The 25,633-nt window shown below is 63.0% G+C and carries 26 protein-coding genes; 16 read left to right on the top strand and 10 right to left on the bottom strand.

The genetic code is table 11. The features are described 5' to 3' along the window. The first annotated feature begins 43 nt into the window (after nucleotides 1-43). Nucleotides 44-586 carry a DUF4112 domain-containing protein gene (locus tag AB7531_RS07285; RefSeq protein ID WP_084794968.1) on the top strand — a complete coding sequence of 181 codons (543 nt, stop codon included), beginning with the start codon at nucleotides 44-46 and terminating at the stop codon, nucleotides 584-586. Between the two features lie 132 nt (nucleotides 587-718). Here the strand turns inward: AB7531_RS07285 and AB7531_RS07290 are convergent, their stop codons facing one another. The 4 genes from AB7531_RS07290 to msrA all read right to left on the bottom strand — a co-directional run bounded on the left by AB7531_RS07290 (nucleotide 719) and on the right by msrA (nucleotide 2,668). Further along, entirely contained in the window at nucleotides 719-1,012 is a 294-nt protein-coding gene (locus AB7531_RS07290; RefSeq protein ID WP_063981175.1) for a hypothetical protein, read from the bottom strand. Between the two features lie 214 nt (nucleotides 1,013-1,226). Beyond that, the gene (locus AB7531_RS07295) at nucleotides 1,227-1,391 is read right to left on the bottom strand and encodes a DUF3309 family protein (RefSeq protein WP_014492503.1); all 165 of its coding nucleotides are present in this window, start codon (nucleotides 1,389-1,391) and stop codon (nucleotides 1,227-1,229) included. Between the two features lie 107 nt (nucleotides 1,392-1,498). Further along, a complete protein-coding gene (gene msrB / locus AB7531_RS07300; protein ID WP_063981176.1) occupies nucleotides 1,499-1,918 on the bottom strand; it encodes a peptide-methionine (R)-S-oxide reductase MsrB in 420 nt (139 codons plus the stop codon). 45 nt (nucleotides 1,919-1,963) lie between these two features. Then, nucleotides 1,964-2,668: a peptide-methionine (S)-S-oxide reductase MsrA gene (gene msrA, locus AB7531_RS07305; protein WP_063981177.1), complete on the bottom strand. Its 705-nt coding sequence runs from the start codon at nucleotides 2,666-2,668 to the stop codon at nucleotides 1,964-1,966. A gap of 244 nt (nucleotides 2,669-2,912) precedes the next feature. Between msrA and AB7531_RS07310 the strand changes: the two genes are divergently transcribed. Next, nucleotides 2,913-4,598 carry a caspase family protein gene (locus AB7531_RS07310; RefSeq protein ID WP_063981178.1) on the top strand — a complete coding sequence of 562 codons (1,686 nt, stop codon included), beginning with the start codon at nucleotides 2,913-2,915 and terminating at the stop codon, nucleotides 4,596-4,598. Nucleotides 4,599-4,837: 239 nt separating this feature from the next. On the opposite strand, the gene AB7531_RS07315 is transcribed toward AB7531_RS07310, so the two are convergent. The 6 genes from AB7531_RS07315 to napE all read right to left on the bottom strand — a co-directional run bounded on the left by AB7531_RS07315 (nucleotide 4,838) and on the right by napE (nucleotide 10,217). Further along, nucleotides 4,838-5,953 (bottom strand): ATP-dependent DNA helicase, encoded by a 1,116-nt coding sequence (locus tag AB7531_RS07315; RefSeq protein ID WP_063981179.1) that lies wholly within the window; start codon nucleotides 5,951-5,953, stop codon nucleotides 4,838-4,840. Nucleotides 5,954-6,042: 89 nt separating this feature from the next. Continuing rightward, nucleotides 6,043-6,696 (bottom strand): NapC/NirT family cytochrome c, encoded by a 654-nt coding sequence (locus AB7531_RS07320; RefSeq protein WP_063981180.1) that lies wholly within the window; start codon nucleotides 6,694-6,696, stop codon nucleotides 6,043-6,045. Beyond that, complete coding sequence (locus AB7531_RS07325) at nucleotides 6,693-7,163, bottom strand: nitrate reductase cytochrome c-type subunit (protein ID WP_028151035.1); 471 nt, start codon at nucleotides 7,161-7,163, stop codon at nucleotides 6,693-6,695. Before AB7531_RS07325 ends, AB7531_RS07320 begins: the two co-directional genes overlap by 4 nt. After that, complete coding sequence (gene napA, locus AB7531_RS07330; protein ID WP_063981181.1) at nucleotides 7,160-9,673, bottom strand: nitrate reductase catalytic subunit NapA; 2,514 nt, start codon at nucleotides 9,671-9,673, stop codon at nucleotides 7,160-7,162. The genes AB7531_RS07325 and napA overlap by 4 nt, the downstream gene beginning before the upstream one ends. Before the next feature lie 17 nt (nucleotides 9,674-9,690). Then, entirely contained in the window at nucleotides 9,691-10,005 is a 315-nt protein-coding gene (locus AB7531_RS07335) for a chaperone NapD (RefSeq protein WP_441279923.1), read from the bottom strand. A 26-nt stretch (nucleotides 10,006-10,031) separates the two neighbouring features. Beyond that, on the bottom strand, nucleotides 10,032-10,217 hold the full coding sequence (gene napE / locus AB7531_RS07340) for a periplasmic nitrate reductase, NapE protein (protein WP_027532529.1): 186 nt from the start codon (nucleotides 10,215-10,217) through the stop codon (nucleotides 10,032-10,034). 329 nt (nucleotides 10,218-10,546) lie between these two features. Here napE and AB7531_RS07345 point away from each other — a divergent pair, with 329 nt between their 5' ends. From AB7531_RS07345 to AB7531_RS07410, 14 genes are all read left to right on the top strand, one after another. Beyond that, nucleotides 10,547-11,410 carry a transglutaminase family protein gene (locus AB7531_RS07345; protein WP_063981184.1) on the top strand — a complete coding sequence of 288 codons (864 nt, stop codon included), beginning with the start codon at nucleotides 10,547-10,549 and terminating at the stop codon, nucleotides 11,408-11,410. A 121-nt stretch (nucleotides 11,411-11,531) separates the two neighbouring features. Beyond that, nucleotides 11,532-11,780 (top strand): hypothetical protein, encoded by a 249-nt coding sequence (locus AB7531_RS07350; protein ID WP_063981185.1) that lies wholly within the window; start codon nucleotides 11,532-11,534, stop codon nucleotides 11,778-11,780. Nucleotides 11,781-11,876: 96 nt separating this feature from the next. Beyond that, nucleotides 11,877-12,512 (top strand): SLC13 family permease, encoded by a 636-nt coding sequence (locus AB7531_RS07355; protein ID WP_245328539.1) that lies wholly within the window; start codon nucleotides 11,877-11,879, stop codon nucleotides 12,510-12,512. A 165-nt stretch (nucleotides 12,513-12,677) separates the two neighbouring features. Further along, the gene (locus AB7531_RS07360) at nucleotides 12,678-13,817 is read left to right on the top strand and encodes an AraC family transcriptional regulator (protein WP_187387925.1); all 1,140 of its coding nucleotides are present in this window, start codon (nucleotides 12,678-12,680) and stop codon (nucleotides 13,815-13,817) included. An 86-nt stretch (nucleotides 13,818-13,903) separates the two neighbouring features. Further along, nucleotides 13,904-15,151, top strand: a complete 1,248-nt coding sequence (locus tag AB7531_RS07365) for an acyltransferase family protein (RefSeq protein WP_063986100.1) — start codon at nucleotides 13,904-13,906, stop codon at nucleotides 15,149-15,151. A 105-nt stretch (nucleotides 15,152-15,256) separates the two neighbouring features. After that, nucleotides 15,257-16,462, top strand: coding sequence for an LLM class flavin-dependent oxidoreductase (locus tag AB7531_RS07370; protein ID WP_063981188.1), 1,206 nt, complete (start codon nucleotides 15,257-15,259; stop codon nucleotides 16,460-16,462). 269 nt (nucleotides 16,463-16,731) lie between these two features. Continuing rightward, nucleotides 16,732-17,520 (top strand): helix-turn-helix transcriptional regulator, encoded by a 789-nt coding sequence (locus tag AB7531_RS07375; RefSeq protein WP_063981189.1) that lies wholly within the window; start codon nucleotides 16,732-16,734, stop codon nucleotides 17,518-17,520. Nucleotides 17,521-17,669: 149 nt separating this feature from the next. After that, complete coding sequence (locus AB7531_RS07380; protein ID WP_187387926.1) at nucleotides 17,670-18,593, top strand: dienelactone hydrolase family protein; 924 nt, start codon at nucleotides 17,670-17,672, stop codon at nucleotides 18,591-18,593. Between the two features lie 346 nt (nucleotides 18,594-18,939). Further along, entirely contained in the window at nucleotides 18,940-19,815 is an 876-nt protein-coding gene (locus AB7531_RS07385) for a L,D-transpeptidase (protein WP_063981191.1), read from the top strand. A 337-nt stretch (nucleotides 19,816-20,152) separates the two neighbouring features. Then, nucleotides 20,153-21,391 (top strand): hypothetical protein, encoded by a 1,239-nt coding sequence (locus AB7531_RS07390; RefSeq protein ID WP_063981192.1) that lies wholly within the window; start codon nucleotides 20,153-20,155, stop codon nucleotides 21,389-21,391. A 220-nt stretch (nucleotides 21,392-21,611) separates the two neighbouring features. Further along, nucleotides 21,612-22,778 carry a cytochrome P450 gene (locus tag AB7531_RS07395; RefSeq protein WP_063981193.1) on the top strand — a complete coding sequence of 389 codons (1,167 nt, stop codon included), beginning with the start codon at nucleotides 21,612-21,614 and terminating at the stop codon, nucleotides 22,776-22,778. An 81-nt stretch (nucleotides 22,779-22,859) separates the two neighbouring features. After that, nucleotides 22,860-23,303, top strand: a complete 444-nt coding sequence (locus AB7531_RS07400) for a hypothetical protein (protein WP_441279924.1) — start codon at nucleotides 22,860-22,862, stop codon at nucleotides 23,301-23,303. A 377-nt stretch (nucleotides 23,304-23,680) separates the two neighbouring features. Next, a complete protein-coding gene (locus tag AB7531_RS07405) occupies nucleotides 23,681-24,631 on the top strand; it encodes a sulfonate ABC transporter substrate-binding protein (protein WP_063981194.1) in 951 nt (316 codons plus the stop codon). 38 nt (nucleotides 24,632-24,669) lie between these two features. Further along, on the top strand, nucleotides 24,670-25,632 hold the full coding sequence (locus tag AB7531_RS07410) for a sulfonate ABC transporter substrate-binding protein (RefSeq protein WP_063981195.1): 963 nt from the start codon (nucleotides 24,670-24,672) through the stop codon (nucleotides 25,630-25,632). The last annotated feature ends 1 nt before the right edge of the window (nucleotide 25,633 follow it).

Raw genomic sequence — 25,633 nt, forward strand, 5'->3', positions numbered from 1 at the left:
CGGCGCGGCAACTTCCGCCACGCCAGTGCGTTCTCCAAAGGCCATGACCATGTCCGATGACGACATTCTTGCTCCGCACAGACCCCGTTCCGGGTCCCGCGCGCGCGGGAGTTTTTCGGACACCGAAGCGCGCGGGCCGATCATCGACCAGGACGGCCACGAGATCCGTCCCGAAACACTGGAGCAGGGGTTTCGCGAGTTTCGCTTCGAATTCGGCCAGGGAAACCCGTTCGGCAATCTGACGCGGGAGCAGCGGGTGGCGCGGATCGAGGCGATCGCAAAGCTGCTCGATGTCGCCTTCATCCTGCCCGGCACGAATATCCGCTATGGCATCGACGGCCTGATCGGGCTGATCCCGATCGTCGGCGACATCATCACCACCGCGATCTCGCTGTGGCTGGTGCGCGAGGCCCGCGCGCTGGGCGCGCCGTGGTATCTCACCGCGCGCATGCTCGGGAATGTCGCGGTCGACGGCGTGGTCGGCATGGTGCCGTTCGCGGGCGATGCCTTCGACGTCATGTTCCGCGCCAACATGCGCAACGTCCGCCTGCTGCGCCGCTGGCTCGACAAGCAGCCGCGGATTTAATGGGGCGCTTCTTGCGTCGCTTCTCCCCGTAAGAACGGGGAGAGGGAGGAGAGAGAGCACCGCTCCAAACGCAAAAAGCGCGACGGCCTTTCGGCCATCGCGCTTTCAGCGCAAATCGGGTTGAGCGAAAACTTACGCCGCGTCGGCGTCGGTCTCGGGGGCTGGCGCCGGCCGGGGGCGGCGCGGCAGCGGGAAGGCTTCGCTCTCGTAGAGCGAGCGGATGCCGTTCTGGTCGAAGCGCGCTTCCTCGACCTGGAGATAGGCGCCGTTCAGCGAATCCGTCGGCAACTGCTCCATCGCGAACTGCACGGCTTCGGCCGCGGTGCCGAACCGGCGATAGGTGAAGCCTGCACGCTTCTTCTTGCGGATCGCGGCGGGGAAGAGCTCGGCAGAAGTGTTGAAGTTGAACGGACGCAGTGGACGCATGGTCAAAGACCTCGTGATCTTGTCTGGGGCTTTAAGCGCGTGGGGTTTTGAAAGGCAGGGGCCACCATCGAGTGGGCCCGCCGCACATGTCATTTTCGCCCTCTAATATAGGCTGTTTTGACAGAAATGCGACCCCCGCGATGGGAGATGATGAATCCGCGCATGGCAGCTCCGCGAGCGCCGTAAACCAAATAATTTCAATATGTTAGATGGTTTACAGTTTGCCAAGCAGCAGCAGCACGACCAGGACCACCAGCACGACGCCGCCGATCCCCATGCCGGAATGGCCCATGCCATAGCCGTAACCACCGAACCGGCCGGACATGCCGCCCAGCAGATAGATGATCACCAGGATGATCAGGATGGTCCCAAGCGTCATGGCATCCTCCCTGGCGGCTGCCGGATTGCGCGCATCGGCCGCACCGCCGGAAGAGAAAAGCACATCGCGCCGCCGGGTTCCATGACGGAACCGGGCGGCGCGCAATGTTATTTGGGCTCGAGCTTCAGCGCGGCCGAGTTGATGCAGTAGCGCAGGCCGGTCGGGCCGGGCCCGTCGGGGAAGACGTGGCCGAGATGGCCGCTGCACTTGGAGCACAGCACCTCGGTGCGGACCATGCCGTGGCTGGCATCGTGCTCCTCGTCGACATGGCTCTCGACCGCGGGCTGGGTGAAGCTCGGCCACCCGCAGCCGGAATCGAACTTGGCATCGGACTCGAACAGCACATTGCCGCAGCCGGCGCAGACATAGGTGCCGGCGCGGTGGTCGTGCTCATATTCGCCGGAGAAGGGACGCTCGGTCGCCTTCTCGCGCAGCACCGCGTACTGCATCGGCGACAATTCGCTCCGCCACTGCTCTTCGCTCTTGATGACCTTGTCGTCGGTGGTTTTCGTCTTGGTGTCGGGCATGGGTCTCCCGTTTGTTTGGTGAACTTGTTTTCGGTGATCTTGCGATCAGTTGGTGGCCTTGCTGGCGCTCACCAGCGTCGGCTTTTCAATGTAGTTATCCGCGAACAGCTTTTTCAGGTTCTCGACCTTCGGAATGTCGTTGTAGGCGATGTAGGGCTGGTTCGGGTGCAGCGTCAGATAGTCCTGGTGATAGGCCTCCGCCGGGTAGAACGCTTCCAGCGCGCCGACCTTGGTCACGATCGGCTTGCTGAATACTTTGGCGCCGTTGAGCTGGGCGATATAGGCGTCCGCCACCTTCTTCTGCTCATCGGAGGTGGTGAAGATCGCCGAGCGATATTGCGTGCCGGAGTCGGGGCCCTGCCGGTTGAGCTGGGTCGGGTCGTGCGCCACCGAGAAGTAGATCTGGAGGATCTTGCCGTAGGAGATCTTCTTCGGGTCGAACTTGATCTCGACCGACTCGGCATGGCCGGTCCGGCCGCTCGAGACCGTCTGGTAATCGGCGGTCGCCTTGGTGCCGCCGGCATAGCCGGAGACTGCATTGACGACGCCGGCGGTGTGCTGGAAGACGCCCTGGACGCCCCAGAAGCAGCCGCCCGCGATGACGGCGGTCTGGATCCCGGTTGCGGGCGACGCATCCACGGTGGGCGCGGGGATCACGACGGCATCCTCCGCGGCCCTGGACGGCACGGCGAAGGCCAGCGTCAGTGCGGTGGTGGCGGCGAGCAGCGAGGCGAGGGCGGTGCGGCGCATGGCGATCCTCTTCGGAAGGTCTGACAGTGTAGGGCGGCCGGGGACGGGCGAACAGCCTGTTTGGCCGCGTTTTCGGACATCTGAGATACGGGCGCAGACGGCGATTGTTACGGGGAAACGGACACGAGTCTGTGAAAAATAGCCTCAGACGGCGCGGCTTGGCGAGGCCGGGAACTCCGGGCTAGATGAACGCGCGCGATCGCGCTCGACTCAATCATGTGGTGGCTGGAGCTGACCTGACAACATGCTGCGTGTCATTCCCCTGACCCTCGCCATCCTGATCTCAAATGCCGCGATCGCCGCGGCCGAGCCGCAAGCCGGCGAGGACCTCGCCACCTGTCGCGACCGCCAGGCGGAGGCCCAGGCCCGCGCGACGGCCTGCGACAATCTGTTGAAGGCCGATAAGCTCGGCGGCAAGGACAAGTCGCTCGCGCTCGTCGTGCGTGGCAATGCGCTGATCAACAAGCGCGACTATGACCGCGCCATCGAGGCGCTGTCGTCCGCCATCGATCTCGATCCGGACAATGTCGGCGCCATCAACCTGCGCGGGCTCTCCCATGAGCGCAAGGGCGAGGACGATCTCGCCATGGTCGACTACAATCTCGCCATCCAGAAGCGCGCGAATTTCGGCTATGCCTACAACAATCGCGGCACCATCCATCTGCGCCGGGGCGCGCTGCAAAGCGCGCTCGACGACTTCAACCTGTCAATCAAATACACGCCCACGTTCCTGCTCGGCTGGACCAATCGGGCCCGCATGCGCACGCTGAACAAGGATTTCGACGGCGCGATTGCCGACTTTGCGGCAGCCGAGAAGATCGACCCGGCCGCGCCGCAGATCGCCGGCAACCGCTGCATCACCTACGGCATGATGGGCAAGTACGACCAGGCGTTCGCCGACTGCGACGGCCTGATCCAGAAGCAGCCCAGGAATACCTTCGCGATCAACAATCGCGCCGAGGTCAACGTGATGAAGGGCGACCTCGACGCCGCGCTGAAGGACTACAACACGGTCATCCAGCTCAATCCGAACAGTGTGCGCGCCCATTCCGGCCGCGGCCAGATCTACGAGCGCAGGAAAGATCTCGCCCAGGCCCGCGCCGACTACCGCGCGGCGGCCTATTCGCTGACGAGGTTCGACGAGCCCGACGTCGCGCGCGCCCGCGCCATCGCGCAGGAGCGCTTGGCCGCACTGACGCCGCAGGCGCCGGCCGGGTCCACCGGGCGCCGCGTGGCGCTCGTGATCGGCAACGGCGCCTACAAGAACGTCCACGCCCTGCCCAATCCGCCGCGCGACGCGAAAATGATTGCAAACGTGCTGCGCGATGTCGGCTTCCAGACCGTGATCTCCGTCAGCGACCTCTCCCGCGACAAGTTCTTCGAAGCGCTGCAGACGTTTGCCACTGAGGCGGAGAATGCGGATTGGGCGGTGGTCTATTACGCCGGCCACGGTTTCGAGATCGGCGGCGTGAACTATCTCGTCCCTGTGGACGCCAAACTTGCCGCCGACAGGGACGCCGAGACCCAGGCGGTCGCGCTGGAGCAGGTGATCGCAGCGGTGGGCGCCGCGAGAAAAGTGCGTCTGGTGATGCTGGATGCCTGCCGCGACAATCCCTTTGCGCCGGCCATGCAGCGCACGCTGTCGCTCAAGCTGGTGGACAAGGGCTTTTCCAACATCGAGCCCGGCGCCGGCTTCATGGTGGTCTACGCCGCCAAGCACGGCGAGACTGCGCTGGACGGCGATGGCGGCGCCGACAGCCCCTTCGCCACCGCGCTCGCCCGCGAGATCAAGGTGCCGAAGGTCGAGATCCGGAAACTGTTCGACATCGTCCGCGATGACGTCTGGTCCGCCACCAAGCACGAGCAGCAGCCGTTTTCATACGGCTCGCCGCCGGGACGCGAGGATTTTTATTTCGTGGCGGGGAAGTGAGGGGTTGCAGAGACCGTAGCCCGGATGGAGCGCAGCGAAATCCGGGAATCGCGAGCGCGGACCCGACCCCCGGATTACGCTTCGCTCCATCCGGGCTACAACAGTGCCGTAGGGTGGGCAAAGCGACTTGTCCGCCGTAGCTCGAAGAGCGAAGGCGGAAGCGTGTCCACCATTCTTATTGAATGTGTGGAGAGATGGTGGGCACGGCGCGTTGCGCCTTTGCCCACCCTACGGCAGCGTCACACAACGATACTCAACCGCTTCGCCGCCCGCGTAATCCCCGTGTACAGCCACCGCGCCCGGCTATCCTGGAACGCGAAGCTCTCGTCGAACAGCACGACGTCGTCCCATTGCGAGCCCTGCGATTTGTGCACGGTCAGCACGTAGCCGTAGTCGAACTCGTCATACGGCTTGCGCTGCTCCCAGGCGATCGCCTCGACGCCGCCCTCGAAGCAATCGGCGCGCACCGAGACCTTTGTCACCTTGTGACCGAAGTCTTCATCCGGCGACAGCCGCATGCTGAGGATGCGGGATTTCGAGCGCGAGGTGTTGCGTGATTTCACGCGCCACAGGCCGCCGTTGAACAGGCCCTTCTTGCGGTTGTTGCGCAGGCACACCAGCTTGTCGCCGGCGACCGGGAAGACATCCTCGATGTTCTGGCGCTGGCGCACCCGCATGTTGTAGGCGCGGCGCGTGTTGTTGCGGCCGACAAGCACCTGGTCGGCGCCCATGACGCGGTCCGGATCGAGCTCTTTCCGCGACACCACCTCGCTCTCGCCGTAACGGCCGATATCGAGCTCGCGGCCCTCGCGGACATCCATCGACATCCGCACGATCGGATCGTCCTGGGCCTGGCGATGCACTTCGGTCAGCATCGCGTCGGGCTCGGTGTTGGTGAAGAAGCCGCCACCCTGGATCGGCGGCAGCTGCGCGGGATCGCCGAGCACCAGCAGCGGGCAATCGAACGACATCAGGTCGCGGCCCAACTCGGCATCGACCATCGAGCATTCGTCGATCACGATCAGCTTGGCCTTGGAGGCCGGCGCGTCGTCCCACAGCTCGAAGCTCGGCTGCTCCTCGCCGGATTCGCGGGCGCGGTAGATCAGCGAGTGGATGGTGGAGGCCTCGTCGCAACCCTTGTTGCGCATGACCAGCGCGGCCTTGCCGGTGAAGGCGGCGAACTTCACCTCGCCGTCGACGCCTTCGGCGATGTGCCGCGCCAGCGTGGTCTTGCCGGTGCCGGCAAAGCCAAACAGGCGGAACACCGGCGGCGTGCCGTTGCGGCCGGGTTTTGCCTTGAGCCAGTCGGCAACGGCTTTGAGCGCGGCATCCTGATGCGGGGTGAAAGTGGCCATGTCTGTCTTGAGGAAGGGCAGAATCGAGGCGATTCGCCATCCCTCGAAACTAACCATTCGGCCCAAGGGTTCAAGCGGCCCAGCCGCCCCTATTGCCAGCCGGGAACGCCGCGCATGTCGGGCAGGTGGTGGGCGATGCCCTTGTGGCAGTCGATGCAGGTCTTTTCCTTCGTGAACAGGAAGCGCTGGTGCGCCACCGAGGCCCGTGGCGACTGTTTCGTGATGTCCATGGAATCGGCGCTGTGGCAGTTGCGGCACTCCAGGGAATCGTTGGCCTTGAAACGCGCCCATTCGTGTGCGGCGAGCTCGAGCCGGTGGTCCAAGAATTTCTCGCGGGTGTCGATCGTGCCGAAGATCTTGCCCCAGACCTCCTTGGAGGCCTGCATCTTGCGCGCGATCTTGTCGGTCCAGTTGTGCGGGACGTGGCAGTCCGGGCAGGTCGCGCGCACGCCGGAGCGGTTGGTGAAGTGGATGGTCGACTTCAGCTCGGCGAAGACGTTTTCGCGCATCTCGTGACAGCCGGTGCAGAATTTTTCGGTGTTGGTCAGCTCCAGCGCGGTGTTGAAACCGCCCCAGAAGATCACGCCCGCCGCAAAGCCCGCGAGCACCAGCACGCCGAGCCCGAACACCGAGCTCGGCCGGATCAGCACCTGCCAGAGCTCGCGCGCGAAGTCCCAGCAGCGCAGGATAAAGCTACGCTTGGCTTCCACCTTTCCCTTGGGCTCGTCAGCAGCCGTCGTCATCGGCGGCCACCGGGGCTGGCGCGCGAGAGCAGCGTGTCGATGTCGATGAAATCGTTGCTCACCGGCGGCGTCGCGGTGTTCTGCGGCACGTGGCATTCCGTGCAGAAGAAGCGCCGCGGCGAGATCGAGGCCAGGAACTGGCCGTCGCGGTCCATGAAATGCGTGATCGAAACCATCGGCGCCTGCGATTCCGCGATGCGTGCCCGCGCATGGCAGGACAGGCATTTGTTGCCGTTGAGGTCGATCTGGTAGCCGTCGATGGTGTGCGGGATCACCGGCGGCTGCTCCGGGTAGTTGCGCACCTCTCTCTCGGACGTATTGCGGTTCGGCAGCATCGGTGGCGCCGCGCCCTCGTCATTGAGGGGGGCCGGGCCCCGCAGGCCTGACGTCACCGTCTGCGCGGTGAGAGAGCTCGCGCCCGCGGCGATCGCGACCGCGAGCAGGGCTATGCCAAATCGTTTCATCATGACAGGTTCACCCGCTCGATGCGCACGGCGCATTTCTTGTAGTCGGTCTGCAGCGAGATCGGATCGGTGGCGTCCAGCGTCACCTTGTTGATCATCTTGGATTCGTCGAACCACGGCACGAACACGAGGCCACGCGGCGGCCGGTCGCGGCCGCGCGTCTCGACGCGGGCGCGGATGAAACCGCGGCGGGATTCCACCTTCACCTCGTCGCCGCGCCGGAGTTTTGCTTCCGACGCATCGTCGGGATGCATGAAGCAGACGGCCTCGGGGAACGCCTTGTAGAGCTCGGGCACGCGGCGCGTCATGGTGCCGGAATGCCAGTGCTCCAGCACGCGGCCAGTCGAGAGCCAGAACGGATATTCGTTGTCGGGTGATTCCGCCGGCGGCTCGTAGGGCAGGGCGAAGATGCGCGCCCTGCCGTCGGGATAGCCGTAGAACTGCACGTCGGTGCCCTGCTTGACGTAGGGATCGCTGCCCTCGCGGAAACGCCATTTGGTTTCCTGGCCGTTGACGACGGGCCAGCGCAGGCCGCGCTCGCGGTGATAGGCCTCGAACGGCGCGAGGTCGTGACCGTGGCCGCGGCCGAACGAGGCGTACTCTTCAAAGAGCCCCTTCTGCACGTAGAAGCCGAACGCCTTGGATTCCGTGTTGGCGTAGCCTTCCTCTATCTCCGAGGTCGGAAACTTGTCGACCTGGCCATTCTTGTAGAGCACGTCGAACAGCGTCTTGCCGCGAACCTCCGGCTTCTTGGCGATCAACTCCTCCGGCCAGACTTCCTCGATCTTGAAGCGCTTGGAGAACTCCATCAGCTGCCAGAGATCGGACTTGGCCTCGCCGGGCGCGTTGACGAGCTGGTGCCAGAACTGCGTGCGCCGCTCGGCATTGCCGTAGGCGCCTTCCTTCTCCACCCACATTGCGGTCGGCAGGATCAGGTCGGCGGCCAGCGCCGTCACCGACGGATAGGCGTCCGAGACCACGATGAAATTGTCGGGGTTGCGGAAGCCCGGATAGGTCTCCTCGTTGGCGTTGGGACCGGCCTGGAGGTTGTTGTTGACCTGCACCCAATAGGCGTTGATCAGGCCGTCCTTCAGCATCCGGCTCTGCAGCACGGCGTGGGCGCCGTTCTTGTCGGGAATGGTGCCTTCCGGCAGCAGCCAGAGATGCTCGGCCTTGTCGCGATGCTCCTTGTTGGTGACGACCATGTCGGCGGGCAGGCGGTGCGAGAAGGTGCCGACCTCGCGCGCGGTGCCGCAGGCCGAAGGCTGGCCGGTGAGCGAGAACGGGCTGTTGCCGGGCGAGGAGATCTTTCCGGTCAGGAGATGGATGTTGTAGACGAGGTTGTTGCACCAGACACCGCGGGTGTGCTGGTTGAAGCCCATGGTCCAGAACGAGACCACCTTTGTCTTGGGATCGGCATAGAGCTCGGCGAGCGCTTCGAGCCGGTTCATCGGCACGCCGGACATCTCGGCAGCTTTCTCCAGCGTGTAGTCCGAGACGAATTTTACGAATTCGTCATAGCTCATGTCGGTGGAGTCGTTGGCCTTGGCCGCACCGGTTGCTTTTTTCTGCAGCGGATGCTCGGGCCGCAATCCATAGCCAATGTCGGTCTGCCCGCGCCGGAAGATCGTATGCGCAGCGACGAAATCCTTGTTGACGCGTCCGGTCTTGATGATGTGGTTGGCGATGGCGTTGAGGATGTAGAGATCGGTCTGCGGCTTGAACACCATGCCGATGTCGGCGAGGTCGAACGAGCGGTGCTCAAAGGTGGACAGCACGGCGACGCGGACATGCGGCGCGGACAGCCGGCGGTCGGCGAGGCGCGTCCACAAAATGGGATGCATCTCCGCCATGTTGGAGCCCCACAGCACGAAGGCGTCGGTCGCCTCGATGTCGTCATAGCAGCCGGCCGGCTCGTCGATGCCGAAGGTGCGCATCATGCCGGCGACGGCAGAGGCCATGCAGTGCCGCGCGTTGGGGTCGATGTTGTTGGTGCGGAAGCCGGCCTTGTAGAGCTTCGAGGCGGCGTAACCTTCCCAGATCGTCCACTGGCCGGAGCCGAACATGGCGAGACCGTTGGGCCCGCGCTTCTTCAGCGTTTCCTTCCACTTCACCTCCATGATGTCGAAGGCTTCGGTCCAGCTGATTGGCGTGAACTCGCCGTTCTTGTCGTACTTGCCGCCGGTCTTGCGCAGCATCGGCTGCGTCAGCCGGTCGTGGCCGTACATGATCTTGGAAAGGAAATAGCCCTTGACGCAATTGAGGCCGCGATTGACCTCGGCCTTGATGTCGCCATGGGTGGCGACGACGCGGTTGTCCTTGGTCGCGACCATCACGGAGCAGCCGGTGCCGCAGAAGCGGCAGGCGGCCTTGTCCCATTTCAATTCGCTGTTGTCGCGCTCGGAGACGAGATTGGCGGCGAGCGCCGGTGCCGGCATGCCTGCTGCGGCAGCCGCAATCGCGGCGGCCTCGAGCTTCAGCATCTGGCGGCGGTCGAGCTTTGGCGATGTCATGATGGCTCTCCCGGCCGTTAGGCGGTTTCGATGGCGTGGAAGACCAGCGCCGCGGAATAGACGTTGGGCAGCGACTGGATGGTGTTGAGCAGGGTGCCGAGGCTGCCGGCATCCGGCGCTTCGGTCACGACGACGAGTTTTCCGCGCGGGTCTCGTCCGTGAATTTCGCAGCCGGGAAGTGCTGCGATCTCGGCTTCCAGTTCGTGCAGGCGCTCGGGGCGGGCCTGCACGATGATGCTGGCGATCTCGCAACCTGGCGGCGCGACGACGCGGTCGGCGGTGAGCACCCGGCCGGTGATCAATGCGCGGCGGTTGAGTGTGGATTGGGCCATGATGCCTGTCTTTCGCTGTTCGGAGGTCAATGCGGGGAGGGTGGCGGGCCGGGAGGGCCGGCGAACATCTGGTAGATCCAGACGCCGAGCCCGTATGAGCCGACCGTTCCGACCGCGAGGACGGGCATCACGACCGCGGTCAGGAACAGGAAAGCGAAAATCTCCATGCGCTTACGGCGCACGCGCGAAGTCGTGTCGTCAGGGGCCGACATATTCGGTCTCTCTGAAATGGTGCTGGAATCGGGACGGCATCCGGGCCGTTGCCTTACTGCACTTTAGATGCAGCAGGGCCGCTGCCGCGTTGATCTGGATCAACCCGTCGACTTGACCGGATGTCGCGGCGCGGCCAACGGACCGAGCCGCGGCGCTCCGTGCGCGCGAGAGAAGCAAGCGGCAACGATCGTTACCCAAAAGCGAAGATGCTTTGCGGCTCGGGGGTCAGGCCGCATACATCTTCTCTTGCCTCGGAAATGCCCGCGACCTACTACCAGTGGTAGCGGGCGCCGCAACATCCATCGCTGCTACGTGGCGGGAGCTACATATGAGGCGAATCCGAATCATTCATAAGACCGAATATTTTTACAATCAGCCGGTCACCTTCGGCACTCATCGAGCCATGATGCGGCCTCGCGAGGGACATGACGTCCACATCGTGAGAGGGTCGATCGATATCGAGCCGAACGCGGAAGTTCGCTGGTTGCGCGACAATTACGACAATGCCATCGCAGTCGTGACCTTTTTGGAATTATCCGACACGCTCAGGATCGCAAGCGAGGTCGACGTCGACCTTTACCACGACGACCCCATTGAATGGCGGATTGCGCCATTCGCCAGTTCATTTCCCTTCCAATATCCCCCGGAGGAGCAGCTTGAGCTGACGGTGTATCGTCTCCCGAGCTATCTCTACGACGCCACCGCCCTGCTCGAATGGTTGCGCGATCTCTACAAACCCGGTCAGTTGATCGGCACGCTGGACCTTCTGAACAATTTGAATACTCACATCTACCGATCGTTCAAATACGTTTCCCGCGAGGCTCTCGGGGTTCAATCACCCAACGAAACGCTGCGGCTCGGCAGCGGGACCTGTCGCGACTATGCGGTGTTCATGATGGAAGCTGCCCGCTACTGGGGATTTGGTGCGCGCTTTGTCACCGGCTACATCCAGATGGCCGAGGGACAACACGGCGCCACGCACGCCTGGACCGAGATCTATATCCCCGGAGCCGGGTGGCGCGGCTATGATCCCACCAACAACAAGATCGTCGGCAGTGAACACATACCCGTCGCCGTGACGCGCGAACAGGAAAGGGCCTCTCCGCTTTCCGGGACGTGGGATGGTCCGGCGGATGCATTCAGCCGGATGAACGTCTCGGTGCAAGTCATATCAATTCCAGCATCGCCATGATCGTAGTCCACGGTCGATCACGGCAAGCGCGGGTTGGCGGCCAGTCGGTGTGTCCCTGATCCCTCGCCCGTCTTGTCATCATCATTTGAATTGAAGTCGGCGACTTCCATGGCAGGCATCCATGTTTGATCCGACGATTGTCTTGGTCCTTCTCGGGGCTGCGATCCTGATGTTCGCGATCAACAGGCCGCGCCTGGATGTGGTCGCACTGATCATGCTCCTTGCGCTCCCCTTCACCGGTGTCCTCACCATGAGCGAAGCATTGGCAGATTTCAGCGATCCGAACATTGTGCTAACGCCGGCAACCCGAACCTCTCGGTCTGGATCGATGAGTACAAACTCGCGGACCGCGAATAACGGCTGCGCGTGACGGAACAATCGTCTCTCGCCGGCATGACCATTGAAGCCCCGGACCTTCGCGGCTCGGCCGGAGCAAGCATTGTGGCCGTGGAACGCAGCCGCAGATTTGGTCACCATCAGCCTGCCCCGCCGAGTCCAAGCAGGTTCTCCAGGTGCCGGGCAAGGCGCCGCAGGCGGTGATTTGCCTGGCGCCCGTCGTTTGATGGTCAGCGGCCTGATCCCGAATGTGCAGGCCGCCCTGATCGAATGCATGCTGATGAGCGCACTGGGCTGTATCGACATTACCAGCGCTTACCGTTCGGTCGACTGGAAGACCATTGTCCTCATTGTTGGAATGTTGCCGTTTTCAGTCGCCCTGGAGAGAACCGGCGGGGTTGAACTTGCGGCTGATGGGCTAAGAGCCATCACCAGCGGTGCCGGCCATCACGTCATGCTCGCCACGCTCTTTGCCATGACGGCGCTGCTTGGGATGTTTATCTCGAATACCGCGACGGCAGTATTGATGGCCCCCGTCGCTATCGCTGTCGCGAAGGAAATGCATGCCTCGCCGTATCCGTTTGCAATGACGGTGGGCCTGGCTGCTTCGACTGCTTTCATGACGCCTGTGTCGTCGCCGGTTAAGACGTTGGTGGTCGCCCCCGGACATTACACGTTCGGTGACTTTGTGCGCATCGGCGTACCGTTTTCCCGGGTCGTCTTGATCGTCTGCACCTTGCTCGTGCCCTGGCTGTTGCCGCTCTGAACCGGGCAACGTCCTGAATTTGCTAAACGTGATTTGCTTCGCGATCTCGTCGGTCACCGCGGGGAGATTGGCGGGCCGGGACCACCGCCGCAATTTTGGATTGTGCCCGCGCAAGGGCGGTGCGAGAGTCTGATCTCGAACGGGGAAACGCGGATTGTGAACGCGATGGGGCTCACGGCCATCGATCTCGGGCTTCGCGGCGCGGCGAGCGGCGTGTTCCTGATGATCGTTCTCATGGTGCTGCAGCGTCGTGCCACCAATCAGCTGGCCTTGCTGGGCACGGCCATGGCCGCCGGCGGTGCGTTCTATGCGATCGTCACCGCGCCGGTCTTTCCCAAATCGTCATTGTGGTGGACGTTGCCGATCCTGTCCTCGCTGCCCGCCGTCTTCTGGTTGTGGGCGCGCGCGTCGTTCGACGACGATTTCGTGCTCCGGCGACGGCATGGCGTCCTGTGGCTGACCATCTTGGCCGTCGGATTTGCGGTGTCGCTTGGCTGGACGACCTGGCCCAACTTGGCCAGGGGTGGCAGCAAAGTCCTGTCGGCCGTGGCCGTGCTGCTGGCGCTCGCGGCCGCGGTCCAGACGGTCAAGACTTGGCGTGTCGATCTGGTCGCGCGGCGGCGCCGGCTGCGGCTGGCTGTGCTCGCGATCAATGTCGTGTTCATCGGGGTCGTGGCCGGAGCGGGCGTCGCCGCGGTCCCCGTCGCGGTTCCCGGCGAGCCCGGCAGTCTTCCGACCGCGATCAGCCTGTTCGTGTTGGCGATGCTCGCCGGCCTCGGCGTTTTGGACCTGCGGGCGATTGTCACCGTCAATGATGCCGCGGCGGCGATCAGACCCGGCGACACGGCCGGGCGACCGGTGACCGATCGTGCACCCACAGGGCGGGGCACGGCCGACCCCGTTCTGTTGCGGCGCCTCGACCATCTGATGACCGTGGAGCGAATCTACCGGCAGGAAGGTCTTGCGATCGGCGCGCTCGCGGCGCGGCTCGATGTTCCCGAGCACCGACTTCGCCAGGCCATCAACGAAGGGCTGGGTTATCGCAACTTCAACGCGTTCCTCAATCACTATCGCATCGAGGATGCCAAGCTGGCGCTGTCCGATGTGACGCAACGGGAGGTGCCGGTGCTGACCATCGCCATGGATGCAGGCTTCCAGTCGATCGGGCCTTTCAATCGCGCCTTCAAGGCCGAAACCGGCGTAACTCCGACCGAATTCCGGCGCGAGGCGCTGATCCGGCCGCAAACGGCGCCGGATGCCGACCGCCATTTCAAAATCGGCCAGCCGCGCCGAGAAATCGGCTAGCCGATTATGGGATTGGGCAAGAGAGCCCTGACATGATCGGGCAGATTGCCGGAAACAAGCCTTTCACCAGCAAGCCGAGTCCGTCCATGTCCCGATCGACCGCCATCGCCCCCGCATCGGAACGGTTGCACGCGCTCGACGCGGTCAGGGGTTTTGCCCTGCTGCTCGGCATCGTCCTGCACGCAACCCTGTCGTTCGTGCCGGCCCCGACCAGGATCTGGATCATACAGGATACCCATCAAAGCCTGGCCCTGGGCCTGCTGTTCTTCGTCATCCACGTCTTCCGGATGACGACCTTCTTCCTGATGGCGGGTTTCTTCGCTCGCATGAGCTTTCATCGCCGGGGAATCTGGGGCTTCGTCACGGACAGGTTGCAGAGGATCGGACTGCCGCTAGTGGTCGGCTGGCCGATCGTGTTTACGCCGATGGCCCTGGTGGTCATATGGGCCGCGGGCTTTCCGAACGGCGGCCCGATCCCCGGCGCACCTCGCTGGCCGCCGGTGCTGCCGAATTTCCCGCTGACCCATCTCTGGTTTCTCTATGTGCTGCTGGAGCTATATGTCGCCATGCTCCTGCTGCGCGGCGCAATTGTCTGGCTCGATGTATCAGGCACGCTGCGAACGGTTGTCGACCGCCTCTTTGCGCAGATTATGCAAAATCCGCTGGCGCCCCTGGTTCTGGCGATCCCGATCGGCATCGCTTTCTGCCTCGATCAAAGATGGATCAATGTGATGGGCGTGAGGACGCCGGATCAATCGCTCGTCACGAACCTCCAGGCGTGGGTCGGCTTCGGCACTGCCTTCGGCTTCGGTTGGTTGCTGCATCGGCAGACCGATCTACTGCGGATTTTGGAGCGACGCTGGCTGTGGAATCTCTTGCCGGCGCTCGGCCTCATTCTGATCAGTTTCGTGCTTGTCGGGGTGATGATGTCCGTGCCGGGTGCGCCGAAATTGCCGGTTAGTTTCGCCACGCTCAGGCTTGTCTCCGCCATCCTATATGCGCCGGCGATATGGATCTCGACCTTCGCTGTCCTCGGCCTCGCGCTCCGCTTCATGTCCGGCCTCAGCCCGACCCGGCGCTACCTCGCCGATGCCTCCTACTGGCTCTATCTGATCCACATGCCGATCGTGATGGCGCTGCAGGTCGCGCTGTCGCAGCTCGACTGGCCCGGGCCGGTCAAGTTCGCCATCATTCTCGTCGTCGCGATTCTCCCGATGTTGGCGAGCTATCATCTGCTGGTGCGCTTCACCTTCATCGGTGCGCTCCTGAATGGCCGCCGCGCACGGCGCGAAGCGGCGCCTGCCGCCGCGGTCACAGGCCCCGCCGTGCCATAACGCGAAGTGTCGGGTCATTCTCCCGCACGGCGGAATTGCGGCTCCATAGACAGCGCCTCCCCGCTCACTAAGATGAGTGCAACAAGAATAAGCGGGAGAGGCGTCATGAAGTTCGGCATCTTCTATGAGCTGCAGCTGCCACGGCCCTGGGTGGCCGGCGACGAGCTGAAGCTCTACCAGAACGCGCTCTCGCAGATGGAACTTGCCGACAAGCTCGGTTACGACCACGCCTGGGTCGTCGAGCATCACTTCCTCGAAGAGTACTCGCACTCGCCCTCGCCGGAATCATTCCTCGCCGCCGCGAGCCAGCGCACCAAGAACATCAGGCTCGGCCACGGCATCCTCCAGCTCACGACGAACCACCCGGCGCGCGTCGCCGAGCGCGTCGCGGTGCTCGACCTGCTCTCCAACGGCCGCTGCGAATTCGGCATGGGCGAAAGTGCCTCGATCACCGAGCTGACGCCGTTCGGCCGCGACATGGAGACCAAGAAGGAGGTCTTTGAGGAGGCGGTGCAGGCGATCTTCCCGATGTTCAAGGATGCGGGGAGCGAGCACCACGGCAAGTATTTCGACATTCCCTTGCGCAATGTCGTGCCGAAGCCGGTGCAGAAGCCGCACCCGCCGCTGTGGATGGCCTGCTCGCAGCTGCCGACCATCGAGCGCGCCGGCCGCCACGGCTTTGGCGCGCTGGGCTTCCAGTTCGTCAGCGCCGACGCGGCGCACGCCTGGGTGCACGCCTATTACAACGCGATGACCAAGCGATTGCACAAGCTCGCCGACTACGAGATCAACCCGAACATGGCGCTGGTCTCGTTCTTCATGTGCGCCAAGACGGATGAGGAGGCGCGTGCGCGCGCCGACGGCGCCACCTTCTTCCAGTTCGCGCTGCGGTTCTACGGCGCCTCGCAGAACCGCCAGCGTCCCGCGCCCTACACCGTCAACATGTGGGACGAGTACAACAAGTGGAAGCGCGACTATCCGGAAGCGCAGGAGGCGGCGCTGCGCGGCGGCCTGATCGGCTCGCCCGAGACCATCCGCAGGAAGCTGAAGCGCTTCCAGTCGTCGCATATCGACCAGGTCATCCTGCTCAACCAGGCCGGCAAGAACAGCCACGAGCACATCTGCGAATCGCTCGAGCTGTTCGGCCGCGAGGTGATGCCGGAGTTCCAGAACGATCCGGCCCAGGCGGCGTGGAAGCAGGGCGTCATGAGCGGCGAGATCAAGCTGGAAGAGATCGACACCGAGGCGTTTACGGATCGCTACGGCAAGCTCGCGATCAACGTCGCGCCGGCGAAGGCCGCCGCGGGGTAGGGGCGCTGCATCCGGCATGGGCCCCGGCTTAGCAGCGCCATAGCGCGTCGAAGACGCGCGTAAACGCGCTTATGTCACGCTGCGCTGCGTCCGGGGCACGAGACCTTTTCCGCATCGGCCAGCAAGACTCTCGTGTCCCGGACGCGCTGCAACGCGTAGCGTTGCTGCGCAGAGCCGGGACCCAGAAGCGGCATAAGCCGCCGTCTCCGACTTTCGGTCAAACCCGGCTGCTGATATCGTCCGCCAAAAGAACTTTTGCGGAGGAACCAATGCGGCCCCACGGCATGGCCTCAACTCCAGCGGCGAACGACATCGCGCCGGCGGTGCTCGCCATCGGCCGACCTGATTTCCCGAATGTCCTGATCGACACGTTGCGCCGGCAGGCCGGCGTCGGCCATTGCATGGTGTTCGCGCTGACACGCACCGGCGCGGCGAGCTGTCTGCTCGACGCCGGCAACATCCCGATCGGCAGCGATCTCGGCGCGGCCTATGCCGGTCAGTTCCACGAATCCGATCCCAATCGTGATGCGCTGTTCGAAGGCGAGGGCAGCGCGCCGATCATGCTGCCGTCGTTCGCGCCGCGCATGTATGGCGCGCGCTACCGGAAAATCTTCTTCAACGACTCTGATATCGTCGACAAATATGCGACGGCGATCTGGGTCGGCGACACCTGCTTTTATGTCAATTTCTACCGCATCACCGCCCAGGGCTGCTTTGGCGACGTCGAGCGTGCGCGGCTCCAGGTTATTGCGCCTGCGATCGGCGCCAGCGTTGCGCGTCATTTCCAGCAGGCGGCCACCGCGACGCCCGACCAGAACCTCGCCGCGTTGTTCGCAACGCGCGCGCCCCTCTCCGCACTGACGCCGCGCGAGCAGGACGTCTGCCGCCGCATCCTGCTCGGTTTCAGCTCCGAGGCGATCTCGCAAGCGCTGGGCATCAGCCTGCATTCGACCCTGACCTACCGCAAGCGCGCCTATGAGCGGCTCGGCATCTCCTCGCAGAACGAGTTGTTTGCGATCGTGCTGGGCTTGCTCTCGGGGCCGGGCCACCTGAACTAAAGGGGACTCTAGATCCGCGATATCTGCTTCCGAGAGCAAAGCCGACGCGCAGCCGGCCCTCCGGGGTCGTCGCCTTTTGACCCAAGGCCGACATCCGCGGCGCGAATCCTCTTCAAGGATACTTACGCTTTCCCAAGTCGGATATGGTGTTGACCAGAATCAAGGGGGCAAAGGTGCAATTTCCAATGAGGCAAATCATACTCTCAATAGTCGCTGTTTTGTCGTTCTCATCTGCGCGTGCTGAGATGGTCAAGATACCTTGGCATACTTCAGCGCAGTCCCTGCCTTGGATTCCCGGCAACGAATACATCGACGGCAGGTCGAAAAACTTCATGGATGGCACCGTCGAGGAAAAGGGTAAGGTAAAGGCCGAGGGCGAACTGTCGGCGGACATTATACGGCCGCAGGGCGCCAAGGGACCAGACCCCTTCGTGATCATGCTGCACGGCTGCGACGGGTTCGGCCGGGTCGAGAGGAAATGGGGGCGTGACTACGGCGGCAGATTGGTCGGAGCAGGCTATGGTGTTCTCCTGCTCGACAGCTTCGGCAGCCGGGGATTGGGACCCGACGGCGTCTGCTCGGATCCCAGCCAGTTGACTTGGGCGCGGCGCCGGGCTGACGATGCGTATGCGGCGCTGGACTGGCTAATCGGACAGAAGATCGCCGATCCCAAGCGGGTCTACGTCCTTGGCCGCAGCAACGGTGCGACCACGACCTTGATCATCATGAACCGGGCGATCGGCGACCTGCACGAGCACATGTTCGCGGGCGGCTTCGCGATGCAGCCGTCCTGTTATTTGATGAAGAACGTCGAGTTCTACGCCCCGGTCCATCTCTTCCTAGCAGAGAAGGACGAGGCGACCAGCCCCATCCTCTGCGGCCAGATGGCCGAGAGCAAGCGGTCGATTCCCGTGAAGACGGTGCTGTGGAAGGGGGCGAACCACAGCTTCGAAGATCACGAGCCAATCCACGTTTTCCATGGCTACCATGTCGGATACAATGCCGCGGCTGCGGAAGGCACCATCAAGGCAATCATTAGTGCGTTGAACGAGGCCAAGAAAGCGGAAAACTGACCGCGCGGAGTCGCACAGCCTGTAGGTATGCGACGACGGCCGAATGGCGGCGGATAGATGCGGGAAGTCCGCCTGAACGACTTCCGCTCGTGGTCCGAAGCCGCCGTCAATGAAGGAGCGGAGCGCGTTCGCTCCGCCCGGCGATTCAGACCCCGACTCGTTCCGCGATGAGAAGCGCGTCGTCCGCATCGCAACCTCAATATCAAGCGGTACGCCCAATTTTCACGTCGCCGAACAAGAGTTGGGCGTTAACCATCGCCAACGGTTCCCCTCTGAGCGACATCGCTTCGAAGTTTCTTAAATCTTGCCGGGTACCTCTTCCAGGCATGGTGACCTGGGGAAAGACATGAGTAAGCGGGCCAAACGTAAGAAGGCAGAGGCCCTCGCAATACCCATGGCCGCGAGAGTCGCAATTGGCGCCGTGGCCGTCGCCGTCGTGGGGTATAGCTTGCTGTCTAGCCCGGCGGACGTGCAACCGATACGAAAACCGTCAGCACAACAGGCCCAGGCGTCGTCAACTCCGGTTTACGTGTCGACTCCAGTTCGTGCATCAGCGCCAGCTCCGGCTGCGATTCCGGTTCCGGCTCCGATCCCGGCCCCTCTGGTCGAACCACCCAAAGCCGACGCTGGCGTTCCCGGAGCACTTGTCCGGCAGGTGGTTGACTACGCCAGCCGTCAGGCGCCGGGCACCGTGATCATCGATACCGGAAACACATTCCTCTATTTCGTTCTGAACGACAGGCAGGCGATGCGCTACGGCATCGGTGTTGGCCGCGAAGGTTTCACATGGTCCGGTGAGCAGACTGTGGCCCGCAAAGCAGAATGGCCGGATTGGCATCCGCCTGTGGAAATGGTCTCGCGTCAGCCTTATCTGCCGCGGTTCATGGCGGGCGGTCCGGGCAATCCGCTCGGCGCCCGGGCGATGTATCTCGGCGAGACCGAATATCGCATTCACGGCACCAACAATCCCGATACGATCGGGAAGAAGGTTTCGTCCGGCTGTATCCGGCTGACCAATGACGACGTCGCGGACCTTTACGAGCGGGTGAAGATCGGAGCGAAAGTGATCGTGCTTCCGGCAACCGCAGCCCGCAGGCCCTCCCAGGGAGCGCCGGCCGACGCCGCTTTCCGGCTGCCGGACCCGGCATCGCCGTCGAAGCGGCCCCTGGCGGCTAACGCGCAGATGTTGTCATCCGGACCGAAGATCGCCGAAGCTCGGTAAGTCAGTCCTCGGTCCTCGGTCTGCAACCGAGGACAAGGAGGCAATTCAAGTCGTCGCGTTTAAGTCAGTTGCGGGCACTTAACGAACGTTCGCTCATGCGCTTGCCGATGTCCGCCGTCGGGGAATCGCGAATCGACTAAAGCGAGCGGTTTATCGCTTCGATGACTTGGGATAGCATCGTATCATCCCCGCCCTATCGAGGGGTGACGGGTAAGGCCGGCATTTGAATTGGAAGACTTAGGTTTCAAATGCCTCGCTTACGGCCCTCGGAATGTGAGGCATTTCGCAGACAGATCTACGCGCGCATTGTCAACTCCTGAGAGGAGCGAGTCCCGACATGAGACGTCGCGAGTTTGTCACGCAACTAGCCGGTGCGGTGGCGGCTTTGCCAATCGCGGCGCTTGTCCTTGCCCTTGCGAATTCCAAAAGCCTTGCACAGGCAGCCAAGAACGAGCCGAGTACTGAGGCCCTTCGGCTTGAACTCGACAAGGAAAAATGGCGCGACGAACGTGAGATGCGGGTGCGCGAGCTTGCTCTAAAGGAGCGGGAGCTTTCGCTTCGGGAAGGCGAGCAAGTCAGCTCTAAATGGTTCAATCCTCTCTTTGTCGCGATTTGCGCCGCCGCTCTGGCTGCATTGGGAAACCTCTTGGTCACCTTTTTCAACGGGAGGACCCAGCTAAAGCTTGAGACAAGCAAGGCGGAGTCCACGCGCATTCTTGAAATGATCAAGACCGGCGACACGGAAGCCGCGGCCAAGAACTTGGAATTCTTGCTCGGAGCAGGCTTGGTCGTTGAGAAGGACCAGGCAATCTCTCTTCGAGAATATCTTGATCGTCGGCAGCCGGGCAAAGGTCCGTCGCTACCATCGCCGGGACGATTTGCCTTTGAGGCTACAACTGATCTGACGGCCGACATTCAAACCGAGCTACAGGGAAAACTCGAGGCATACATTGCTTACCTCGACAAGATTGGTTCGCCGCCCGACTTGGTTCAGGCGAAGATCAAGATTGGTGCGGTGCCCGGGCAGTATGCCCGGTACCAAAACAACACGCTCGAAATTGACTCCAGGATCGCCCGCGATGTTTTTGTGGCCTTGCGAGAATATAGCCATCACGCTCTAACGTCCAAAACCAACAATCCATGGACGGGAAACTTCGCCGGGATCGAGTCGGGTCTTGCCGACTACTTTCCAGCAAGCTTCTTGAACAACCCACGGGTAGGTGAAATTTCCGCTGAGATCATCCGCCCGGGTCAGCCATATCTCCGTTGCCTCGACAACAGGCTGAAGTTCAAGACGACAAAGGCTTTGAAAGATGATCCCTGGACTACCGGCGAGATTTGGGGCGGTGCGTTCTGGGAAATGCGCAATCGACTAACTGGGGATGTGATCGATCCGATTCTTATGAAGGCATGGTGGTCTTTGTTGGACCACCCGTCCAAGACCAGCGCGCCAAAGGCGTTTGCAGCGGAGGTGCTTGCCGCCGCAAAGCTGAATCAGCACGACAAGACGATCCAAACGATTCTGCGAAATCGTGGATTTTCGCTTGATCAGGCAGCGTCCGTCCCTGGCCCTTAGACGCGATCGGTAGATGCTTTGCGTGGGCTTCGCGGATGGCGGCTCGATCCCCGGCCGTGAGAAGCTGTAGGCGCAGGCCATACAGACCGTCCTTACGGCGGCCCGATTCTTTCCCGATGCTTGGCTGAATCTTTGCCGGCTTGTCCCAATCGCTGGGGACAGACAGACGCCTCCGAAAACGGTAACTTGAGGGATCGAGGAAATTACAAGGGAGCAACGCTTGAGCACCGCGCCGCGCATCGACATCGACCCTGCCGCATTCTGGGCCGACCCCTATCCGATGCTCGCAAAAATGCGCAAGGAAGCGCCGATCGCCTTCGTGCCGCAGCTCGGCTCGACGCTGCTTGCGAGCCGCGACGACATCTCGATCTCCGAGAAGCAGATCGACGTGTTCTCCTCGCACCAGCCCGCCGGCCTGATGAACCGGCTGATGGGCCACAACATGATGCGCAAGGACGGCGAGGCGCATCAAATCGAGCGGCGCGCGATGTTTCCGACGGTGTCGCCGAGGACGGTGAAGGCACACTGGACCGCGCTGTTCCAGGCCCATGCCGACCGCATCATCGGTGCGATCGAGCCGGGGCGGATCGATTTCATGCGCGACTTCGCGCTGCCGTTTTCCGGCGAATGCCTGAAGTCGATCACCGGCCTCACCAATATCGGCTTCCAGGACATGGATTCGTGGTCGCAAGGCATGATCGAGGGCATCGCGAACTATGGCGGCGATCCCGCGGTCGAGGCGCGCTGTCATGCCGCGACATCAGGGATTGATGCTGCGATCGACGACATTCTGCCTTTGATGCGCAAGCATCCCGATCAAAGTATCCTCGGCGTACTCCTCGCTGCGGGCATGCCGATGGAGAGCGTGCGCGCAAATGTAAAACTCGCGATCTCTGGCGGCCAGAACGAGCCGCGCAAGGCGATCGCCGGCACGGTGTGGGCGCTGCTGAGCCATCCTGAGCAACTCGATCTCGTGCGCAAGGGTGAGGTGACCTGGCTCGAGGCGTTCGAGGAATATGCCCGCTGGATTTCGCCGATCGGCATGTCGCCGCGGCGCATCGCAAAACCGTGGAGCATCCGTGACGTCTCTTTCGAGCTGGATGAGCGCGTGTTCCTGATGTTCGGCTCCGCCAATCGCGACGAGAAGCATTTTGAGCGCGCCGACCAGTTCGACGTGCGGCGCGACACCTCCAAGAGCGTCGCCTTCGGCGCCGGCCCGCATTTCTGCGCCGGCGCCTGGGCCTCGCGTGCGATGATTGCCGACGTCGCGCTGCCGACGGTGTTCGCGAGGGCGAGTCGTCTCGAACTTGCCGACCATGAGCCAGTGCGGATCGGCGGCTGGGCGTTTCGCGGCCTGCAGAACCTGCCGGTGAGGTGGGTGCACTGACCAGACGACGGTCGCCGTGACGGCGAACTCGTGTCGTCGGACGATTGAACCGCATCGTTCCCCGGCGACACATATGGCGTCATGTCCATCCAGTTCTGGCCCAAGCCGTGGCTTGAATCGTCTCTGGCTGCCGCATCGGCGCTGATCGCGTTGCTGGTCGTCGTACCGGCGCGCGCCGCCGGACCGTCCTCCATTTCCGGCTGCTGGACGCAGACCTCGCTTGTGCCTTACGCCCAGACGCCGCCCGGCAAGGAGCGGGGTTCGCGGACCTGGTGCTTCAGGCCAGATGGGACGATGACCAGTGTCCACATCGCATGCGGCCGCGGCGGTTGCGACGGTTGGGATCGGGACGGACGTTACCGCTGGCGACGGCCGAACGTGTGGATCTCCGACGTCGATACGTCAGACGACGGCAAACATCAGACAATGGTGTGGCGTCGATGTCGCGTCAGTTTCCGCGCCAGGGATCGCATGGTGCTCGAGAATTGCTATTTCTCGTCCGATCCCTGGGTGCGCGACCACTGACCGCGCCTTGTCGGAGGCCCCGATCCACACACTGCCATGATGCCATCATGCTCCTGTTTTGCCCGACGTGTCAAACGAATTTCGGATAATACGTAAGTCATTGATCGGACTATTGTCGGCTACTGCGCATGGGGTTGTTTTCGACATTTCATGTTCTGGTGCTGGGAGCGTCGACCAGATTCCCGCGGCTCTCACATTCGCGTGCGGAAAAGAATCCCTCTGCATGAGCGCGCCCGCTTGAAAGATTAATCATGCGCTTCGCCACACGCGCAGTGCTCGCATCGCTATTTTCCCTGGCGTCTCGACACCTCCGCTGACCCGCACCATCATTCCTGCAACGCAAGGGAATGACGGCCGCAGGCGGCCGGGAGTGTGGAATGCAACGTCGTGACTTTCTCAAGCTCTCCGTTGGAACTGCGGCCGCCGCTGCATTTGCCTCCCGAGCGAACGCGCAGGGCGCGGTGAAGGAAATTCGTATCGGCTACCAGAAGACCGGCGTGCTGGTTATCACGCGCCAGCAGGCTTCCTTGGAAAAGCATTTCAATCCGCAAGGCATCGACGTGAAATGGGTCGAGTTCTCCTCGGGCCCGCCGATGATGGAGGCGATGAACGTCGGTAGTGTCGACTTCGGTTCGGTCGGCGATTCCCCGCCGGTGTTCGCCCAGGCCGCCGGAGCGGCGATCGTCTATGCCGCGGGCCAGCCCATCACCAACGGCCAGGGCATCCTGGTGCCGAAGGATTCGCCGATCCGCTCGATCGCCAATCTGAAGGGCAAGCGTATCGGTTTCACCAAGGGGTCCAGCGCCCACAATGTCGTGGTGCAGACGCTGGAGAAGGCCGGTCTCACCTATGCCGACATCACCCCGGTCTATCTGACGCCGCCCGATGCCGGTCCCGCCTTCGCCAATGGCAGCATCGAGGCCTGGGCGATATGGGATCCCTATTTCGCGATCGGTGAGACCAAGCAGGGCGGCCGCATCCTGATCAATGCACGCGAAGTCACCAAGACCAATTCCTTCTACATCGCCAACCGTGAGTTCGCGAAGAACCACGGCTCCATCCTGCAACAGATCGTCGATGTGACGACCGCGACCGGCAAATGGGCCGAACAGCACCGCGGTGAGGTCGCCAAATCGCTCGCCGCAGTCACCGGCGTCCCCTTGGACATCCAGACCGTCGCGGCCGACCGGGCGAACTTCGTGGTCGGCCCCGTCACCGACGACATCGTCGTGACCCAGCAGGGCGTCGCCGACCGCTTCTACAAGCTCGGCCTGATCCCGAAGCCGATCGTCGTTCGCGACATCGTCTGGCGCAGCGCGGCGACCTGATCGTGCCGACCAATCTCCCCATATCAAAAGGTCTGAACATGAGGCGCATCGTTCAACGTCTGATCGCCGCCATCGTGCTGTCGATCGGCATCGTCGCCGCCGCGGTCGGCACCTCCTACGGCCAGGACAGCCAAGCCAAGGTGGTCCGCATCGGCTACCAGAAATACGGCAAGCTGGTGCTGCTCAAGAGCAAGGGCACGCTGGAGCCGAAGCTCGCCGCCGACGGCTACAAGGTGGTGTGGACCGAATTCCCGTCCGGCCCGCCGCTGCTCGAAGCGCTCAATGTCGGCGCGATTGATTTCGGCAACACCGGTGAGGCCCCGCCGATCTTCGCGCAGGCCGCGGGCGCGCCGATCCAGTATGTCGCCTACGAGCCGCCGGCGCCGAAGGGCGAGGCGATCCTGGTGCCGAAGGACAGCCCGCTGAAATCGGTCGCCGATCTCAAGGGCAAGAAGGTCGCGCTCAACAAGGGCTCCAACGTCCACTATCTCCTGGTCAAGGCGCTGGAGAAGGCGGGCGTCAAATATTCCGAGATCGAGCCGGTGTTCCTGGCGCCGGCCGATGCGCGCGCCGCCTTCGAGCGCGGCGCGGTCGATGCCTGGGTGATCTGGGATCCGTTCCAGGCCGCCGCGGAAGCCGCCACCGGCGCGCGCACGCTCGCCGACGGCACCGGCATCGTCGCCAACTACCAGTTCTATTTCGCCTCGAAGAAATTCTTCGACACCAACCCGAAGATCGTCGACGCCGTGCTTGCTGAGCTGAGTTCGGTCGACGATTGGGCCGAGGGCGACATCCACGCGGTTGCCGAGCAGCTCGCGCCGGCGATCGGCCTGTCTGTCCCGGTGGTCGAGGTGGCGCTGAAGCGGCAGGCCTACGGCATCAGGCCGATCACCGATGCCGTCATCGCCGATCAGCAGCAGGTTGCGGATGCGTTCTTCGCGCTCAACCTGATCCCCAAATCCATCAAGATTTCCGACGTGGCCCGGAAACCAGGATCGTGAG

It is taken from the genome of Bradyrhizobium sp. 63_E2_N1_3 (assembly GCF_052076005.1).
Lineage (GTDB): Bacteria > Pseudomonadota > Alphaproteobacteria > Rhizobiales > Xanthobacteraceae > Bradyrhizobium > Bradyrhizobium barranii.